The following is a 20483-nucleotide window of genomic DNA, read 5'->3' as shown; positions in this document are numbered from 1 at the left end:
TATAACTATTATACTTTAAAATCTTCTCTTAATGTTTTAATTCGATTGAATCGTTTACTGCTTTTTCTACCGCTAATTGATGATAAAATGGAATCATTTTTTCTTCTAATTCTTTACTGATTTCTGCAGCAGGTTTTTTGTCATTATTTAAATCAAAAAATGTATTGACTTCCTGTTTACTGAAAGCAGCGAATGATTCGTTATTCTGCAGTTCGCTCTGTGGTAACTTTGCAAGAAGCGCAAACTCTTTCATCATCCATCTGTGATGGATTAGCTGTTCTTCACTTTTTTTACTTCTTTCTACTAATTTTAAATATCTGTTGTAAGCGGCTTTATCTTTTGCATCTTCGCTGTTTACTCCGTGCATTTTATCTGTATTGACACGGCCAATTGCGGCCACATAAACCTGTTCGATATTTTGATCTTTTGCTGCTATTTCGCGATTTAATTGCTGAACAATATCAAAAAGTATAGCGTTATATTGAGCAGCGGTTTCTTTGTCTAAATTATAGGCATCTAGATAATCCAATACTTTTTCTTTGAATTCTTTGTCGTCTAATGTCATTCGAACAACATTAAGAAGTTGATTCAGTTTTTCTGATTCTGATTCAGGAACTGGCTTTAAATCATTTTGAAGCTGTTCCAGTTTTGTGATAATTTCACTTTTTGTTCCTTCCAAAACAACATCTTTGGATGAAATTTTGAGAATATTATCTGGTGTTTCATTTGCCGTAATTGCTGGTTTTTCTTCTACTCTTTTTGGACGAAGTTTTATTTTATCAAAAGAATACGTGTATGATAAAGTTGCTGTTATATCATTATTTCTTACAGTTTGAGAGCTGCTAAAAAGTGTTATACAGTTCAATCCGAAATTATGCTTTTGCAGATAGATATAAGATCCGTTTAAGCGGATATTAAAAACGTCATTTACTTTTTCACCATCATTAAAACTGGTATTGTAACTAGTAGAAAACGAGGTATTTAGTTTTTTGTCATAAAATAATTTAGTAGCTCCAATTGTTGGTCCTAAAATTAAATTATCACCAGCATCTAGTTTTCCAATAGTACTGTTAAAAGAAGCGGTTAGATTTAGGTCTTTTTTCGGGTAACCAATAATATAGGAAAGTCCTGTATTGTAATAAGTACTTGCACCGCCTGTAATTGTTTTTCCTTCTTGCTGATTTACTGCATCTTGCATGCTGAATGTCGCATTGAAAGCTTGTTTTTGCTTTTTATCATTTTTAAGAAGGTAATTAATAGTAATGGCTGCGTTTTGATTGACTTGTCTGAAATTTAAGGTATCTAAAAATTCATATTCTGAGGTTTGATTGATGTAATCAAATTGATTTCGGCTGTTGGTATACGATTGAAAATTAGAGTAATTAAGGTTGAAGTTTAATTTTTGGTTGGCTCTAAAATCGGCACTGATAGAAGAAACCAGTCTTTTCATCTGACTTTGTTTCTGTTTGTCCAAATTGTCTTTCTGTAAACCTAAATTCAGGTTTAAACTCAATTTATCTTTGTATAAAGTCTGAGAAGCATTTACGGTAACATTTTCTAAGTCATTATTAAAATAATAACCTCCTAATGTTCTGTAGTTTGGATCAATGCGTTCGTAGCCTAAACCTAAAGTTCCTTTGCCGGCAGGATAAACCAACTGTCCTTTTAAGGCTTTATAACTTGCTGTTGTTGAGTTAGAGTTTAAAAATAAAGAAGCAACATTTTCGGCTTTTCTATTATCGAGTACTCTTGTATCTTCGGTAATACTGCTATTGGCAAATTCCGTTAAAACTTGTAATTTTTTGAATAGTTTAAAAGAAGTTTCAAAACTAATTGCCGCATTTTCTTTTGGAGAAACACCTAATTCATACGGAATTGGAATTGATAGCGAATTCATCTCGTCTTTAGCCTTAAAAAAGGTAAGTCCAATATTTATTTTTTCTAAAGAATATTGGGTTTTAAATCCGTAACCAAATCTTTTGTACGTAGGAACAAGTTCGGTGTTTAAAACATCGTATTCGCTGCTTCGAACTAAACGTCCGTACATTGCACTAATCTTAAATTTTCCCTGCGGCGTTAAATCAACACCTAAACCTGTGAACTGATGTCCTGCTAAAGTATAAGGAGAAAAAGTCATGCTCACATCTCCAATATGCCCTGTAATCCATTTATAAGAAGGATGAATACTTAAGCGATTCATAAGAACAGGCTTATTGTACCCAAATTTTTGACTGGTATACGAAAATGAAAAAGGTATATTATATAAACCTGCGACGTTCACATTAATATTTCCGTTTAAGAAATAGGTAAAAGGCTCTCTGGCTGCATTTCCAGAATAGAATACTCCGCTGGCAGAAGCACCACCGGAGACATTTATTAGTTTGGCTTTTCCTAATTCTTCAACATTGAAATTTTGCGCAAATCCTAAGGCATTACACAATACGATGCTAAAAAATAATATTCTTTTTAAATTCATTATGATAAATTCAGGGCAATGAAATAGGGAAGGGCTAACCTTATATTTCGAACTATTTTATTAAAAATTGACTTTTTGGTTTAATGACTGGGCTTATTGTATAATTAATTTTCTCAGCTTAGTTCCTTGCTGCGATTCAAACAATACAAAGTAAATCCCTGATGAAAGTCCGCTTAAGTTAAAATTGAACGAATATGCATCTTTTCCATTTTCACTTTTAGAAGCAATTACTACATTATTATTTAGGTTATACACTTTTATGCTTGCCGGCATTACTTTATCTAATGTGACGTCTACGGTAAATACTCCGTTAGAAGGATTTGGATAAATTTTCAAGTCGAATTTTTTCTGTAAATCTGTTTCATCCGGATCGACATATTCTCCTTCTGTAACCAAAATTGTTTTGGTTTGATTAGCCGTACATCTTCCTTTTTCTGTGTTTAAAGTAATATCGTATTCACCTGCTTTTGCAAAACTCATTTCGGCATAATCTCCGTTATTGGTACTTACAACTGCTTCTGAAGGTAATATCCATTCGATTTTATCTGCTTTTGGATTACTAATATCAACGATAATGAATTTTTCATTTACAAATACTTGAGAAGACATCGCAAACTCAGCGCTAATGTCAGATTCCTGACTAGATATCTTAATAGTATCTGTTGCCTGGCATCCTAATTTGTTTGTTACCACAACAGTATAGTTAGCAGGTTCAGAAACAGTAATCATTGCATTCGTGCTTTTGAAACCTTTATCAGAAGTCCACAAATAAGTTGCTTGATCATCATCTATTGTTGCATTGATTGTCAGACTTTGTTTGTAGCAGAGCGTAACATCTTCTCCAAGATAAATCACATCTTTTGGAGGATCAACAACAGTGTAATTTCTTGTGATTTTACAACCTCTGAAATCTGTAATTTCTATCGAATATTCGCCCGCAGATGCATTGCTAAGTGTATTTGTTTTTTCGCCTGTATTCCATAAATAAGTATATGGAGCAGTACCAGCAATTGGAGTTACAACAATTTTTGCATCAGAACCAAGATAACATGTTGGCATTTTGATGGTTTCTGAAGCATCAAGATGCGCTGGAGCAACAAACGAAATAGATTTAGTAAAGCTGCAGCCGTTAAAATCGGTAACTGTTACAGCATAAGTTCCTGGTGCAACATTTTTTAGAATTTCTGTTGTTGCTCCAGTATTCCATAAATAATTATATGGTTTAGTTCCGCCAACTGGAGTTTGAGCAATTGTCCAATCATTTCCGTCACCACACAATGTGTAATCAGCAGAAAGTGTATTGTCTAATTTTTGAGGTTCATTAATGATAAACGAATCACTTTTAGAAACGTTGTTTTTGGTATCGGTTACTTCAACATAATACGTTCCGATTCCTAGATTTCCTAAAGTTACATTTGTTCCTAAAACTCCTGTATCTGGAACAGCATGCCATTTATATGTGTAACCAGCAAGACCACCAGCTGCGTTTGCTCTAAGACTTGCATTTTTATCTCCGTTACATAAAACTGCATTTACTGGCGTAATATTTACTACTAATAATGCAGGTTGTGATATTTCGTAAAGTTCTGAAGTTACAGAACATCCTTTAGCATCTGTTACAATTGCATAATATTTACCTGCTGCTAGATTTGATACTGTTGAGGTTGTCCCAGTTACTTGAACATTTGAACTTGTAAACCATTTATAGTTATAAGCTGTTGTTCCGCCTTGAACAGTGATGCTGATGCTTCCGTTAGAAAGTCCAAAACCTGTAGCAGGAGTAACTGTGTTTTGAATTATTACAAGTTGTTTAGGTTCTGTAATTTCAACATTTACAATCGAAGTGTAATTACAACCTTTACTGTCTTGTACTTGTATGTCGTAAGTGTTTGCTTTTAAATTAGGAATTACTGCGGTTAAATTATCAAAAGCTACCCAATTACTGTATCCAGAATCTTGCGATTTGTAACGGTATTGAAATATATTGCTTCCGCCTGAAGCAGTAAGAGTAATTGTACCATCATTGTAACCTAGACAGCTCACATTTTTTTGTGTATTTGTTACTACTATAGCATCTGGCTGTGTAATTACAATTGATTTACTAGTAACTTCTACTTTATTAAAATCTTTTACAATTGCATAATAAGTTCCAATTTCCAGATTGTTTAATAGTGCACTAGATTCGTTTGGAATTTTTATTCCGTTCTTGTACCAAGAAATAGTTCTTATACCAAATCCGCCATTAACCACTGCAGTTATAGAACCATTCTGACCATTGTTACAAGTAATTTCTGCCGATTGACTAATGCTGATTTCTAATACATTATTGTTAAAATCAAATTCTGTTGATTTTGTACATCCAGTTGCATCTGTTGCAGAAACTGTATATATGCTTGAAGCAAGATTTGTAAAATCAATTTGTTTTAATGTCGAATTTGGAACATCTTTAATAATAGTTCCGTTGCTGTCTTTGCATACATATCTGTAAGGAGCAACTCCACCTACGATTTCGATATGCAGTGCACCGTCACTATTTCCAGCGGTTGGAATAGTTGGTACGATTTTGTCTAAATCAAATCCGAAATCTTGCGGCTGATCAATTATAATATTGCTTAAAGTTCCCACACATAAATTTCCGTCATAAACCGAAACAGAATAGGTGCCTTTTCTTAAGCTGTATTGGTTTTTGGCTGTGCTTCCGTTACTCCATAAATAAGTATATACAGGGGCTCCCGCAACGATATCTGGAGTTCCTCCAGTAACATTAATTTCGACTACTCCATCAAATCCGTCATAACAAGTAACATCTTGTTTGTTTGCTGTTGTAACAATAATTTGAGTTGGCTGCTTAATTTCAAATAGAGGAGAAGTTACTTGATTGTTGTTTGAATCTATAACAGTCACATAATATTTACCTGTTACAATGTTTCCTGTTGCTGCTTCAGCATCTAAAGTTGTATTGATTAAGGTACCATTTTCTTTATACCATTTGTAAGTATAAAATCCTTGTGCGTTTGGAACACCAGTTCCTTCAGCAGCTTTTGCTTTTAAAATACCTGTTGCGCCAAAACAATCAATCGTTTTGGTGATTGAAATATTTACTTTAAGTTCTAATGGTTCAATAATAGTATAAGGTTTTTCAATAGAACAATTTTTACTATCGGTTACCACTAATTTGTATGATCCAGCTAATTGATTGTCTAAAATAGCTGTAGTTTGACCCATGATTTCTACATTATTCTTAAACCATTTATAAGAATAAGCAGGAGTTCCTCCAGAAATTTGAACAGTGATTTTTCCGTTGCTCAAGCCAAATCCAGAAGCATTTTTAACATTCTCGCTTGCTATTGTTAATGCATCTGTTGGTTCTGTAATTGTAATTGTTTTACTAATTGAACAGTTGACAGCATTTTTATCTGATACCGTTACGTTATAAGTTCCAGCGGGAAGGCCAGTAATACTAGTTTTTCCGTTATTATTTGCTGAATTGTAATCCCATATAATATTGTAATCAGAAGAACCTCCAGTTATGGTTAGATTAATTGTTCCATCATTTCCGCCATTACAAGAAACCTCTGTTTTTGTATTGGTGATAGCTAAAGGGTTAGGCTGTGTAATAGTGTATTCGTTAATTCCGTACAAGATGTTGTTTTCTTGATCTGTAACAGCAACGATATATTTTCCTGCTCCTAAATTAGAAACCGTTTTTGTGGTTGATAAGATAGTGGCTGGGGCTAAAACATTGTACCATTTATAAATATAAGCAGGAACACCTCCAATAACGGTTGCAGTTAATTCCGCAGTTTTATCGCCATAACATTTTACCTGCGTATTCGGCGTCATTTGAATTCCTGTAATATCTAATCTTGGCGGCTGTATTAATGTATATTCTTTGCTTGTTGAACAATTATTTTGGTCAATTACAGTTAGAACGTAAGTGCCGGCATCTAATTGATTTAGGAGTTTTGCAGAACCAATAATAGTTGTGTTTCCTTTAACTCTCCACTCATAAGTGTAGGCAGCAGTTCCGCCAGTTACATTAACTTCTATGATTCCGTTTTTAGTTTCAAATCCAGTTAAATCTTTTACCTGAACATCGTTTATTGTTAATGGCGCTGCTGGTTGAGTAATTACAATATTATTTAATGGAATTGTACATCCATTATCATCTGTCACTAAAACACTATAGGATCCTGATGAAAGTCCTGTTAAATCTTGAGTAGAAGCATAAGTAGCTGCTGAACCATCTTTTTTCCACACATAAGTATAAGGCAAAGTTCCTCCCGCAGGCGTAATGTCTATTGTCCCAGTACTATTTCCATAGCACAGAACAGGTAGTTTTGAAGTTAATGAAACAGTTAGCAGATCGGGCTGTTTAAGATCGAGTTCTGCTGTTTCTTTAACTGCATTAACATTATCAGTAACAATTAGTTTGTATTTTCCAAATCCTAAACTTGTAATAATATTGGTATTTCCAGCAATTAAGCCGCCGTTTTTGTACCAATTGTATGTATAGTTTAAAACACCTCCGCTTACATTAGCTATTATTTCTCCGTTCGTATTTCCAAAGCATTTAATCGATTTAGATTCATTTAAAGTCACAATCAATTCAGGATTTTCTGCAATAGTGAATGTTTGTGTTGCAGTACAAGAATTCTTGTCTGTAACCACCAGAGTATATTTTCCAGCTTTAAGGCCAGAAATATTTAGTGTATTTTTTAAAAATGTATTGTCTTTATCGTATGTCCATTTGTATGTGTAAGTTCCATTATTTGGAGTTCCACCGCTAATAGGATTAAGCGTTATTGCACCAGTACTTTGTCCATAAATAGCAACGTTTGTTATTGTTGGTGTTGGAATGGTAATAGCATCAGGCTGACCAATAAGAATTCCGCTTATCGTTTGAGGGCAATCGTTTGCATCTTTTACAGTTACAGAATAAGTTCCCGCAGTTAGATTAGTTTGATCTTTTACAGTACTTCCGTTGCTCCAAGAATAGGTGTACCCGCTTCCCACGGTTCCGCCAGAAACAGTAAGGATAATGCTACCGTTACTTCCCCCGTAACAGCTTGGTTCAGCTTTAGTATGAGTTACTTGTAATGGCTGATTTGGCTGTATAAGAGTATAATCAATAAACGATGAAGGGGTTTGTCCTTCATTGACTTTTACTCTATAAGTACCAAAAGGAATAGCGTTAATTTGAGGTGTTGTTATTGAAAGATTAGTCTCAACACCATTATTAATTTTATACCATTTGTAAGTATAACCAGAACCAAGACCACCAAAAGCTCTTGCAGTTATGCTTCCTGTTGATTCATCGTAACATTTAATATCAGTATGAGCATCAATTGTTACAGCTAATGCATTTAGTACCATGTCTGCACTTGTGATCGGACAGCCATTTGCATCTGTTACAACAGCATGGTAAGTTCCATTGTCAAGGCCAACGGCTTCACCATCATTGTCAGGATCTGGATTAATTTGTGTGGTTCCTTTATACCAAGCATAAGTATAGCCTGGAATTCCTCCAGTTCCTGATATTTTGATTTTTCCATCAAAAGCAGTAGGAGTTGAGGGTTGTGTCTGAATTATTGTTGGATTAATTGATACCTTTGTACTAGGTTCATTTACAAAAGCAGATCCTGATATAGAGCATGTTGGTACATTTGTATCGGTGATAGTAAAGTCATAATTTCCCGTTTTTAAGCCACTTCTATTAGGGCCAGTTGCACCATCTAACCAAGTTACATTATAGCTTCCTGTTCCTCCTGTAATAGATAAATTTACACTTCCAGTAAATTCTCCTTTACATTTTACATCTACAATGTTTTTGTTTGTTACTGTTATTTTAGTATTTTCTCCCAGGAAAATATCAGCTGATGTAACTGTATTGGCAGGAGTTGCACTATCTGTAATAACCACTCTATAGGTACCTGTTAACAGACCTGAAGGATTATAAGTATATTGTCCAGATACGGTAGTATAAGTTGGATTTTGGACAGTTCCTCCTTTTTTCTGCCACTCATAGACGTAACCAGCAGTCCCACCTGATACAGACGCAATTAAACTCCCAGTACCGCCAGAGCACGCAATAGTGGTATTGCCAGAAAGAGTAACTTGTAGTGGATCTGGTCGACCTACGATAAAAGTTTTGGAAGTAGAACAGCTTTTAGAATCTGTAACTGTTACAACATAGCTTCCTCCCAAAAGTGCATTTAAATTAGTTGGAGTAAAATCTGATCCATCCTTTTTCCATGATACGATATAATCTGCATTATTTAGTAATGTTCCGCCAGATATACCAAAATTTTCGATGCGACCATTATATTGCTCAAAACCTGAAGCATCTTTTGGTGTACCGTCGATAACAATTGCTGGAGGATTACCAATAGTCACTTTTTTCACTCCCGTTTGAGAATAAGTAAATAAGGACGTTAATAGTAAACAAAAGAGTAGAATTTTCTTCATATTTTTAATCGTTTGCATTTGTATCAATACAGTTGTTTTTATCTCTAACTTTAATTAAATAGTCACTGCCTGCAACTGCCAAAATTATTGGTGTTGTAAACTCGACTTCGGGATCTGAGTTTATTTTATAAAAATAGGGAGGTGTTCCTCCTGATGCTTCAATTTGAATCTGGCCATTTTCATCATGACATAAAGGCTGTTGGTTTACGATGCTAAAGTTTAATGGCGGATTAGCATTAATTGTAAAAGACCTTTCGTTGTCACTGTTTTGCTGTGCACCGATAAAAGTTTGATATCTAAATAAATATTCGCCTGGTGCCAGATTAGAAAATGTATATTTTTTATCTATAAATTCATTTGCAGTTACTGTAGCATCTCTGATAATTTGAAAAGAGGTTTCAGTTACTTTTTTTGAAAGATTGAGCAAAAAATGCTCGTTATCTGCCAGCTTTCGATCAAAATTGAATGTGATTTCCGCATCATTACTATAACTGCAATAGGTATTAGTTTTTATGGGTTCGCCGACTAAAAGTGGAGAACATGGAATCATATAATAAAAAGCAGATGTTATTCCAATCACATCAGCACCGTTAGGGCAAGGAAGCGGTTTATTTGGTGGAGTATTCATATTGGCTTCCTGACATCTTCTAACGACGTCATAAGGATCAGGTGCTGAACCAACATTTGTTAAATATTCACCTTTAATATATAATGGACCTGTATAAGGAGTTATTTCGTCTTCTATACCTATAAAACTATGAATGTCCTGATCTGCTCTAAATATCAATCCCTCTCTATAATCTTCTTGAGTTCTGTCAAAAGGAATCCAAAACATACCATCAGTACTATAATAGTAAAACAAACGGTCATTTGTTCTGTTGGCATATGTTCTCAAATTTGTTATTTGTATTGTCTCACAGTTTCCTCTGTTGTCATTTACATTTTGCGAATGAACACTCGAAAAAAGTAACAAAGCAATAAAAAAAGAATAGTAAAGTTTCTCCATATTTACTATTGATTTGCTGTTAAATCAATGCAAGAATTTGTATCTCTTACTTTAATAGAATGTTCACCGTAAGTAACATCTATTTCATTAGTTGGAGATGTAAACTGAACCTCAGCATTTGAATCTATTTTATAATAATATGGAGCTATTCCTCCTGAGGCAGTTAATTTTATTTTTCCTTGTTGATTATTACACTGAGGTTGTAATTCAGTGATTTGAAAATAAAAAGGAGTTGCAGCAGGTATGGTAAATACTGGATCAGGTGCTGGATTTGTACTCGTTGGCTGAGCTCCTATAAAGGTTTGATATTTTATAGAATAATCTCCTGCTGCCAAACCAGAAAAATTTAATTTTCTATTTACACTATCAATAGTTAAAGCTGGAGTTGCAATAAGTATATTATCAGGTTTTTTATAAAAGCTAAATTCAAAACGTTCATTACTTACTAAATCTCTGTCATAAGTAAAAACTACTTTCCCATCATTATTGTTTACACAAGTTGTACTGCTAACTAAAGGGGAACCAACTAATCCAGGAGGGCAAGGAATAATATCATATATAATATAATCTGTAAAAGTTGTATCGTATCCAGCTCTTACATAAAATTTAGTTTTTCCGTCAGAACCTCCCAAGGCAGCCATAGTAAAAGAAATTGCACGCTTTGCCTGATATGAACTAGCAAAATTAGTCCAATTAACGGCATCGTAGCTATATTGCCAATTCCAGCCTCGCGTTAACGAGATTACATCATTTTTACAAACATTTGTGTTTACCGGCTGCGGCAGATAAATTCCCATCATTTCTGCATCTCCAATACATCCTCCAAAGTAACCAGAATCAAAAGTATCTTTATTGTAAGGGATGTTTCTGTCTAAATTACAATCACTCCCGTCTTTATTCCCAGCGGTACTGCTTGAACAAACAATTTGAGTTGGATTATCTGTTATATACAAGAATTTGTATGCTACTACAACATCATCAGTGGTATTACTACCTTTACTAACGGATTGTGAACCTATTGAAATTCGTAAATTTCCAGCATGACTCCCATTCCAGCCTTGAAATGGATCTAATGTTGTTTTTACCAGCATACCATATTTGGTTTGTGCATTTGTAAAGTGTATTAATCCAAAAAAGAGAAATAATACAGAGAGTAATTTTGTTTTCATCTTTTTATTCGTTTGCGTTTTTATCAATACAGTTAACTAATCCTTTAATTTAAATACTCTTTTAAGTATTTAAGGCATTTACTTTTTTAGTTTTAATCTTGTTTTCTTATATCAGCCGAATGTTTAAATTGGATCATTAGCTGTTTTATCGATACAATTTTTAGCATCTGTCACTTGGATGTTATAATCTTTTCCTTCTAAATTTCTTAAGTAATATTTTCCGTTATTAACTTCGGCCGAAATCTCATTTCCGTCTTTATAAAAATGAAAAGGTCCATTACCACTATTAATAGTAATTTCTATAAAACCATCATTACCTCCATTGCATGATGGTTTTTGCTGATTTGTTATTTCAAATGATAATTTTGGTGGATCTAAATATTTGAAAGGAGTACTGGCGCTTTGTAACGATCCAGTATTGGCTCCGTACCTTCTTGTTTGATATTTAACATTGTAAGTTTCACCATGCTCTAGTGTTCCAGGATTGATAAAAGTGTATTTATACTTATTATAATCCGAATCTAAAGTAAGAGAGCTTATTATCTCAGTATTTTGAAAATGTGGAGTTGTTTTAGTTGGATCTGTATTTACCACATACATAATGCTAATATCTTCTCCAGAATAAAAGTTTCGATCAAAAAAGACATCAATTTTTTCAATATTTTCACCATTACATTTAGGCGCTGCATATGTCACATTTTCTGCAATAGGAGCGCAAGGCGAATAGGTTATTGCCAGTGGATTGGTATCTCCGTAAGCAAGCTTAAAATAGATAACTTTATTAAAATAATTAGTATGATTATTACCAAGTAACTGTTGAATAGAAAATGTCGTTGTTGAAATATCATTGGTTCGATTTCCGTTAATAAATGTAGGAACGTCTACCCAAGTTTGTTTGTTATCTAATGAGTATACCCAATGATAAACTTCGGCTGGAAAATCTGGAGCATTATTTGGTAATAATTCGGTAGGAAAAGCAGCTAATCCTAACTGAAATCCAGCACATATTTCATTTGGACTAGCAGTATCAAGATTTTTAATAAATACATTTGGGACAAAATTATCAACAGCAAACCTTTGAGTTGCTGAACATCCCCATAACGTGACATTTCTATTTTTAATTAAATTCATTAGAGTTAATGTCTGCTTATCATTACAATTGGCATTGCATCCATCATTAAGCATAAACTCAAATGAAGTGTAATTTTTTTTAAGAGTAAATGCCCTATTATTAAAATTAGCTGGATAAGTTCCATAAGTGACACCATCATAAATACTTACATTGTCAGCTTTCATATAAGCTCCGTGAGCTCCATAGTTACAAAGTGTGCCTTGAGCACTGTATGCCAAAACAAACGAATAAGTTTGCGCAAAACTTTTCGGAATAGAAATAAGAAAAAGTAAAATGAATATCTTTTTCATTTAATTAAAATTTAACGGTGTAAAAATCCATTTTAGACATTCTTCCATCTTTAAACAGAGCTCGTATTCCGTATTTATAAGTGGTATTAATGGTAAGCGTTGGATCAGATAATTTTCTAGTTTCAGGCTTTACCATTTGAATCAACTGCATTGGTTCTGCATTGGTTGCTTTATAAATTTCAAAGCTTTCTATACCGGTTTCATCATAGCTCCAAGATAAGTCGATACTTTTTGTAGTAGTATTGGCTTGTGCGTAGAAACCTTTTACAGCTGGTTTTACGGTATATTTGGGAACAAAGAATGCAACTTCTGGTGAGGGATTTGAAACTAATCCGCTTTCATCTTTAGCAAAAATGGCATATCTGTAAGTTGCACCTTCAATCGTTTTTTTATCTTGATAAGACTCAGATTTATCAATACCGCTCCATATTAATTCCCATTTTTCCTGATCATTTTCTTTTCTATAAAGCTGATGAGATTTTACATCCTCACTTTGGCTGTTTGCCCATTCTAAAAACACGGCGCCGTCTTTAATTTCATATTTGGTAAAAACAGGCGAAGCAGGAGGTATAATATCTGGCTTTTTCACAATTAATGTTTCAGAGAAAGGAGACATATTATAGCGGTAATCGACAGCGATAATTCTATAATATACTTTGCTATTTAAACTTTTAAGAATTACTTTATCTTCAAAAGTATTTTTCTCATGCGGACTCACTGTCAGCTGACTAAATTCTTCTTCAGCAGTATTTCCTTTATAAATACGATATCCTAAAAGATCTTTTTCTTTGTTTGGAGTCCAAGATATTTTTACAACTCCTAAGGAATCAATAGTTGCTTTTAAACCAATTGGTTTTGCTGGCGGAATTGAATCGACAGGCTGAACCAGCATAGGGAAGGAGGTACGGCTGTTTCCATTTTTCCCAACAGCTGTAATCGTAAAATAATTTGTAGCAAGTAGCTTATTATAAGTTACAGTACGATCCTTAGCAGGAATGTTTTTGACTACCTTGGTGTATTTGTCATCGTCATAATCGGAACGATTAAGCTCAAATCCAGAGATTTCATTATTGCCTTCTTCTGGAAATTCCCAAGTTAAAGTAACAGTCGAATCGTCTTTAAAGTCTTTTACCGTCAAATGTGGGACATATTTCAATAAAGCTTTTCCTTTACCAGAAACTACATCAGAATAAGGGCCTAATTCCCCAAACGGAGAAATACCTTGAATACGATAATGGTAAGACGTATTATTAGCAATAGAATCAACATAAAAGATTCTGTTATTATTTGCGTTTTCTTGACTTAAACTGGTGTACGGTTTATCTGTAAGTCGCTTATAATTGATTTTATCAGTTGAACGTTCTATGTAATAACTACCATAAACATGGGCTAAGATTTTAAAATTCCAGCTTAACATAGTGCTGTTGTCTGTAAAGTGAGCACTAAGATCCATTGGTTTTGGCAATGGCTCATATTCTTTTAAACTGACAAATACACCACCATAAACGATGCTCAATTCTTGTTCAGGAACATTCGAAGAGATTCGGTAAGCATATTTTTCGTTTTGTTTTACATCTTTATCTTCAAAACCTAAACCTGCTTTTTTAGCAACTTCAAAATCTTTATCAGCTGTATACAAAGCAAAAGTAAAACGTTGTTCTGCTTCTTCAGACAGATTTACTATCGATTCTAAATTGTCTGTTCCAGTTACACTGAAACTTTCGCCGTAAATAGCTTGTGCTAAAATTGCAGCATTATCATTTTCATCAATTAATTTTTCCCAGGTTTCTACAGGTTGAGGTTTATAAGCTTGTGCTAACACAACACGTTCTGGTTTTGCCAGCGTTTTATTATCTCTTGTAACTGTAAATCGTTCTATTAAATAGCCGTATGTGTTTAATTTTTTCCAAGCAATCGGAGTATTAACAGCCCAGCGTAATAAAATGCGGTCTTTTTGAACTCTAGCTATTACTTGGATTTCGTTCTTTTTTTCTATGTCGTTGTTTTCCTTAGAATTGTTTTGAGCAATTCCAGAAAAAGTGAAAATTAAAAAAAGGATAAAGAAAAATTTGAACTTCATTATTAAATTGATTTATTGAATGTGAATATAGAACTGCTTCCTAATTGTCCTCCTGGAAGAGTGTAATTCAGTTTTATGTTATATTGACCTTGTTTGATGTACGGGAACTTACCATTTATGATATAATCATACTTCGAAATCATTTGCTGGTTTAAAGTGTTTAAGTACTTATTTACTACCTTATATCTTAAATTGACAAAATCTGTTTTATAGTAAAATGGCAGGTTATATCGATATGGCAGATACTCTTTTAGCATATAGCTTGTCGGATTATTAATGATATAATCTTGATACCAAGCCAATGTTTCTACACCTTTTGTAGGCGGAACACCAAGAGTTGTTGTGCTTCTGTCAAATTGTAAATCTGTCTCTAATGGATATCCTTGATATACTAATGGGAAAATCTCATTTTTGTAATAACTGTCATCTAATATTGCTTCAACATTTATCAAAGGGACATTCATCGTTTTAGCATTACCAATAATTTCGATTTCATCAAAAGGCTCAGTAGAGCTGTTTAATGATTGTAAAGCATGAACATCAGAATAAATAATTTCTGTCAACGTTTGTTTAGGTTTTTTAGCAGCCATTTTTTCTGAGAAACTGTTGTACTGACTTGTATTGAAATTATATTGTAATAATTCTACACCTTGTCCGCCGGTAACAACTTCTCCCAGTTTGTTGTCTTTTACAGTAAGACTGGCGTCTTCACCTAAATCCTGTGTCGTATAACTTTCTTTTAAATTACTGTTTGCATCAGTTTTTGTTTCAAGTGTCATTAATGAAATATTATACGGCTTAGATGTCTGTAAAACAGGTAAATCTATACTCACTTTCTTAAGAGCTGTATTGTATGTAATTGCTCCAGTATTTGAGTTTGTTCCCGTTTTATAAAATGCTTTTTGCGATTGTCCCTCTTTTAATTCAAACAAATAAGTCTGACCTTGTTTTAAAACAACATAAGCCTGTTTCGATTCGTTTTGATAAACATATTTCTGATCCATTACCGGATAACAATAAGCAATATTCGTCAACGGAATATAGTTTGGAGCAAGTCCTGTAGTGAAATTTCTAACTTCAGTTTCAGTAGCTATTTGTCCATCATCATAAACCGTTTTCCAAGTTCCATTTACATATTCCTGAAAACTTATTTTTACTGTAGAGGTAAGGTTTGAATTTTGAGGCAATACTTCAGAAGGCGTAAAACTTAACAAATCTTTTGTTGGATTCCATGTTATATCTCCAACAATGGCAACACCATCTTTTTTAATACTGTATTCTTCTAATTTCAGTTTATATGTTTTTACACCAGAATCTTCTTCCAATGTGAAACTTTTTTCAATAGGCATATTAAATCCAACCTGTGGAACAGCAAATACGCTGACATCTTTTGCACCTTCGGCAGGAGTGATATCTGCAATTGTTTTTAGACCGCCTAATGGAGCATCATTAACAAATTCACATTGTTTTCCAAACTCTAGTTTAAATCTGAAACTTCCTTTAACGGCTCCTCCTAATAAACTAAAATTTCCTGCTAAATAACCTCGAATCCAGACGGGGTTAGGTAATTTGGCCTGCAATAGAACGGCTCCACCTCCTTTTATAATGGATATTTTCTTTTTAATCATGAATAATTTAATCTTGATTCCGAGCTCACCCTGCAGATAAGCATAAGATTGCCCATTAGCATACCAGCCATTTAAACCAATTTGTCCAGAACCCTTACATTGTGCTTCGCCATAATCTTTTACCATGATATCAAATCCAAAACCACATTGGAAGTTTGCATAAAAGATTAAGAAAGTGATATCTCCAGTTTTTAAACTAAAATCAGAACCAAAAGCAAAACCTTTACCAGAAGCTACACTGTTTTCATCTCGCATATAATCAAGAGAATCTGCGCTGACTCCAAGAATTTGAGCAACAATAGCGGGTGGAGGAGGACTGCCAGGAATATCATCACCAATCATGAAATATCCTCCAGCTTCAACCTCAAGAGAAGCTATGGCTAATTTTATCCCCAATCGGTCTGTTGGTGTACCCATTCTGATATACCATTTATCTGGCGCAAAATGCAGTACAGCCCAGCCGGCTCTGTTACCAGAAGCACGACCTTTAATAAAGCCTCCAGGAGTATCTATGTATAAATCAAATGTTCCGTGTAATGTTTTGGATCTAAAATCATATTCGATTGCAGCAAAGGCATTAATTCCCATTCGCTGTTTAACATCAGTAGGGTATAAATCTTCTGCTGCTTTTGATAGATTTGAAGTTTTTAGAGCTTCCAATGCAACTTTAGACATTAATGACTCGTTTTCAGTTACTGCTTTTAAAGCATCTTTAAGTTCGTCAACTCCAGGTATTTCAAAAGTCTGCATTACGTGGCCTTCTCCATAAATACTGATTCGGTTAATACCACCGTGAGTGTTGAAAGCGATTTCAAATCCAGCACCACCCCAAAAAGCATCGGCAGTGGCAGTTCCGGCAAACTTAAGCATGGCTTTAACACCAAGGCCAGAATCTTCATCAGGAACATAATTAGATCCAGAAGCAACAAAACTGCTGCTGAATCCGTCCTTCTTCATTTTATAATAAGCACCTCCTCCAAAACCTTTGAAAGTAATGGCTCCAGCAGGAATGTTTAGGTTGTCGACCATTGCATCAACATACCAATATCTAAAGCTTTTAGAACCAAAAATAGCATTTGCTTCAACAGAAATACCGCCTGTAAAATCAGCACCCAGCATTCCTTTAAAGCCATCTCCATAAATAGGATCATTGTCTAATATGGTAATACTTCCTTTAAATTTAACACCTCCAAGATCGGCGGCGACTTTTATTTCTTCAAATTTAAGACGGTCGAATTTCCACTTTTGAATTCCTTCTTCTGGAGCAAATTTTCCAATTACATAGAATTTAGTTTCTCCATTAAATTGGTCCTTCATCAAATTAATGGCTAAATCGACTTTTAAACTGGCAGATTGCGTATCTGCGGTTAAGGCAATTTCATTAATTGTTACCGGGAAATTACTAACTGATGCGTCTTTTTCAGGATTATTTTTATATCCAAAATAGTCGGCTGTTATGTAAGGAACTACTGTTTGTAAAGTTAAATTTTGAAAAATAATACCTTTAAAAGCTACTGTCTCTTTCTTTGTTGGAACAACAACATTCCCTTTGTCGTCATAAACAGTTACATATTTTTCACCAGCTATTGCATCAGCTGCTGTAGCAGGTTTGTTACTGGCGTTAAGTGATAAAGTTCCGTATAAAACAGCCTTTGGTAAAAATTTGCCTTCTTTAACTTTTAACTCAACATAAGAGTTTTTTTCTAAAGAGGCATTTCCTTTAAATACTTGAAAACAGATATCATTTTTGATCTCTGCTTTTAAAAGATATTCATTATCGATAGTATTAAAAACTGCAGTATAGCCAAGTTCACCTCTTCCTTCTGCCGTGCATTGTCCTGAAGAAACTGGTAAAACAATCCCTCCGCTAAACCCTGCAGCAACGAGAGAATTGGCTCTAAAACCTAATTCAATACGATCTACAGAAAACTGCCATCCAGACGCATTTCCTTCTCCAAGACTTAAGATGTTTTCTCCAGAAAAAGTTCCAGAAACTCCCATTCTGTCAATTAACAAATTGGTTGCCTTGAACGTAATTCGTTCGTTAGTACCTTTCTTTTTAAATTGAGAAGGCAGAACTAACTTAAGAGATTGGACAAAAAATCCTCTCCATAATTTTTCATTTCCAGGAACTAAATAATCCTTTTCATAGTCTTTTGGCCATATGACATTCGATGAGTTACGCAAGTCACTCATGTCAATAACAGCATTGTTTAATTCAAAACAATAACCAGGGTGTTTAGTGAGTTGAAAAGTAGGTATATTGATATCTATTAAAATATCATTCCAGTTACCAACAACAGCTTTAAAACTGGACTTGACTTGACTGGTGCCGGGAATGACGTTGTAAGTAGCATCAACAGGCTCAAGCATTGTTCTGGAGAAAATGACATCTGCCTCAACACCTAATTCTTTAAAACCATTACAATCAATGGTTACATAGGTTTTGTTTTTAACCTCTCCAGTGGCCATTTCCATGCCGCCTTTTAGTACTAATAGCGTTTTGTCTCCAAACATTTTAATAGGCACATCACCTAGTAAAACAAGATTGGTGTCGCCAACTAGACCTCCTTTGTGAGAAAGTTTAATGTTATTTGCCCCAAAAAAAAGTTCCTTTCTGTTTCCTAAAGAATCAGTCTGAGGAAGTATAATTTTTACAAATGCAGTTAATTCGGTATATTGAGGAGTAAATTTTGCATTACTGATACCTAAAGAATATTGAATTCCTCCAATAGTTTTTTTAATACCCAGCGGAAGTTGTGCTAAGTTTTTAGGCTCTAAAAAATCGGTAACGTTTTCGGTTTTATCAATTTCCTTAAAAACTTCCTTAGCCTTATCTAAAAATCCGTTTGTAGGATCTCCAATTGGATAGTTTTTTTGAATATATGAATTTGTGAATTCACTTTCAGTATTCAACTCATATTTGGAAGAACTACTTGATTGTTTGGCAGCATTATTTAAAATAATGCTTTTTGCAGGTATAGGTTTTCTTTTATTACTTATTGTATCGAGATAAGTATGAGAAAAACTATTAAAACTTACGAGAAATAAAACTATACTTAATACAAAAGAGTAAAACTTTGAAGTAATTTTTTTCAATTTTTAGTAGGTTTGGTTGTGGTATTATTTTTGGATATATGTAAATCTTTTTAACAAATAAGAATTGCATTTACAGGCAATTGGGACTCTAATTTGTTTAAAATGAATCAGTTTGGTTTTTTAATTTTTTAATCCATACAATTTATAGAATTGGTTTAAAACGTAATAGACTGTTAAATTTTTGCCAAATGTAAACATTTTGTAATACAAATCTTTACGGTTTTCCACATTCTGGTAAAAAAAAAGCTCCAGATAATTCTGGAGCCTTTTAATATCAAGTATTGTAGAAGATTATTCTTCTTTCATTGTATGATAAACGTTCATAACGTCATCATCTTCTTCGATTTTCTCAATTAATTTTTCAACATCAGCGATTTGAGCTTCAGTTAATTCTTTAGTTATTTGAGGAATACGTTCAAAACCAGAAGATAGAATTTCAAGACCTCTATTTTCTAATTCTTTTTGTAACGCTCCAAAACTACCAAAAGGCGCATAGATTAAGATTCCGTCTTCATCTTCAAAAACTTCTTCGGCACCAAAATCAATCAATTCTAATTCTAATTCCTCAGCGTCGATACCATCTTTTGCAATTCTAAAGTTGCAAGTGTGGTCAAACATAAACTCAACAGAACCTTGAGTTCCCATAGTTCCGTTACATTTATTAAAATAACTTCTAATGTTTGCTACAGTTCTATTATTGTTATCAGAAGCAGTTTCAATTAAAATTGCAATTCCGTGAGGAGCATATCCTTCAAACAAAATTTCTTTATAGTTGGCAGTATCTTTATTACTTGCATTTTTAATCGCGCGCTCCACATTGTCTTTCGGCATGTTGGCAGCTTTCGCGTTTTGTATAACAGCTCTTAATCTAGAATTGGCGTCTGGATTCGGACCGCCTTCTTTAACAGCCATTACGATATCTTTACCAATTCTGGTAAATGTTTTGGCCATTGCAGACCAACGTTTCATTTTTCTTCCTTTTCTAAATTCGAATGCTCTTCCCATTTCTAATTTTTAGTTTTGAGATGCAAAAATACGGTTATTCCTTATTTTTCCAAAAACAAAACAACTCTTTTTTATTGAATGTTTTGGTTGATGTTTCAAGTTTCAGGTTTCAGGTTCCAAGTCCTATGTT

General features: G+C 33.9%; 8 protein-coding genes. All 8 read right to left on the bottom strand.

The window, feature by feature from the left end; translation table 11 throughout:
• Positions 1–28: 28 nt before the first annotated feature.
• Positions 29–2476 carry a hypothetical protein gene (locus tag ASE40_RS18540; RefSeq protein ID WP_057118608.1) on the bottom strand — a complete coding sequence of 816 codons (2448 nt, stop codon included), beginning with the start codon at positions 2474–2476 and terminating at the stop codon, positions 29–31.
• 93 nt (positions 2477–2569) lie between these two features.
• Positions 2570–8944 (bottom strand): T9SS type A sorting domain-containing protein, encoded by a 6375-nt coding sequence (locus tag ASE40_RS18535; protein ID WP_198530128.1) that lies wholly within the window; start codon positions 8942–8944, stop codon positions 2570–2572.
• Positions 8945–8948: 4 nt separating this feature from the next.
• A complete protein-coding gene (locus ASE40_RS18530) occupies positions 8949–9950 on the bottom strand; it encodes a SprB repeat-containing protein (protein WP_057118606.1) in 1002 nt (333 codons plus the stop codon).
• 5 nt (positions 9951–9955) lie between these two features.
• Positions 9956–11119, bottom strand: a complete 1164-nt coding sequence (locus tag ASE40_RS18525; protein WP_057118605.1) for a hypothetical protein — start codon at positions 11117–11119, stop codon at positions 9956–9958.
• 123 nt (positions 11120–11242) lie between these two features.
• On the bottom strand, positions 11243–12541 hold the full coding sequence (locus ASE40_RS18520; protein ID WP_057118604.1) for a SprB repeat-containing protein: 1299 nt from the start codon (positions 12539–12541) through the stop codon (positions 11243–11245).
• A 4-nt stretch (positions 12542–12545) separates the two neighbouring features.
• Positions 12546–14621 carry a hypothetical protein gene (locus tag ASE40_RS18515; protein ID WP_057118603.1) on the bottom strand — a complete coding sequence of 692 codons (2076 nt, stop codon included), beginning with the start codon at positions 14619–14621 and terminating at the stop codon, positions 12546–12548.
• Positions 14622–14623: 2 nt separating this feature from the next.
• Complete coding sequence (locus ASE40_RS18510; RefSeq protein ID WP_057118602.1) at positions 14624–19348, bottom strand: hypothetical protein; 4725 nt, start codon at positions 19346–19348, stop codon at positions 14624–14626.
• A gap of 291 nt (positions 19349–19639) precedes the next feature.
• Positions 19640–20353 (bottom strand): YebC/PmpR family DNA-binding transcriptional regulator, encoded by a 714-nt coding sequence (locus ASE40_RS18505; RefSeq protein ID WP_012024626.1) that lies wholly within the window; start codon positions 20351–20353, stop codon positions 19640–19642.
• Between the last annotated feature and the right edge of the window lie 130 nt (positions 20354–20483).

Source organism: Flavobacterium sp. Root935 (assembly GCF_001429295.1).
GTDB lineage: Bacteria > Bacteroidota > Bacteroidia > Flavobacteriales > Flavobacteriaceae > Flavobacterium.
The sequence above is the reverse complement of the archived record's forward strand: the minus strand, read 5'-3'. Positions and strand labels throughout refer to the sequence as shown.

Coding starts and splice junctions, on each gene's coding strand:
- ASE40_RS18540 (WP_057118608.1), bottom strand. CDS start 2,476: ATGAATTTAAAAAGAATATTATTTTTTAGCATCGTATTGTGTAATGCC.
- ASE40_RS18535 (WP_198530128.1), bottom strand. CDS start 8,944: ATGAAGAAAATTCTACTCTTTTGTTTACTATTAACGTCCTTATTTACT.
- ASE40_RS18530 (WP_057118606.1), bottom strand. CDS start 9,950: ATGGAGAAACTTTACTATTCTTTTTTTATTGCTTTGTTACTTTTTTCG.
- ASE40_RS18525 (WP_057118605.1), bottom strand. CDS start 11,119: ATGAAAACAAAATTACTCTCTGTATTATTTCTCTTTTTTGGATTAATA.
- ASE40_RS18520 (WP_057118604.1), bottom strand. CDS start 12,541: ATGAAAAAGATATTCATTTTACTTTTTCTTATTTCTATTCCGAAAAGT.
- ASE40_RS18515 (WP_057118603.1), bottom strand. CDS start 14,621: ATGAAGTTCAAATTTTTCTTTATCCTTTTTTTAATTTTCACTTTTTCT.
- ASE40_RS18505 (WP_012024626.1), bottom strand. CDS start 20,353: ATGGGAAGAGCATTCGAATTTAGAAAAGGAAGAAAAATGAAACGTTGG.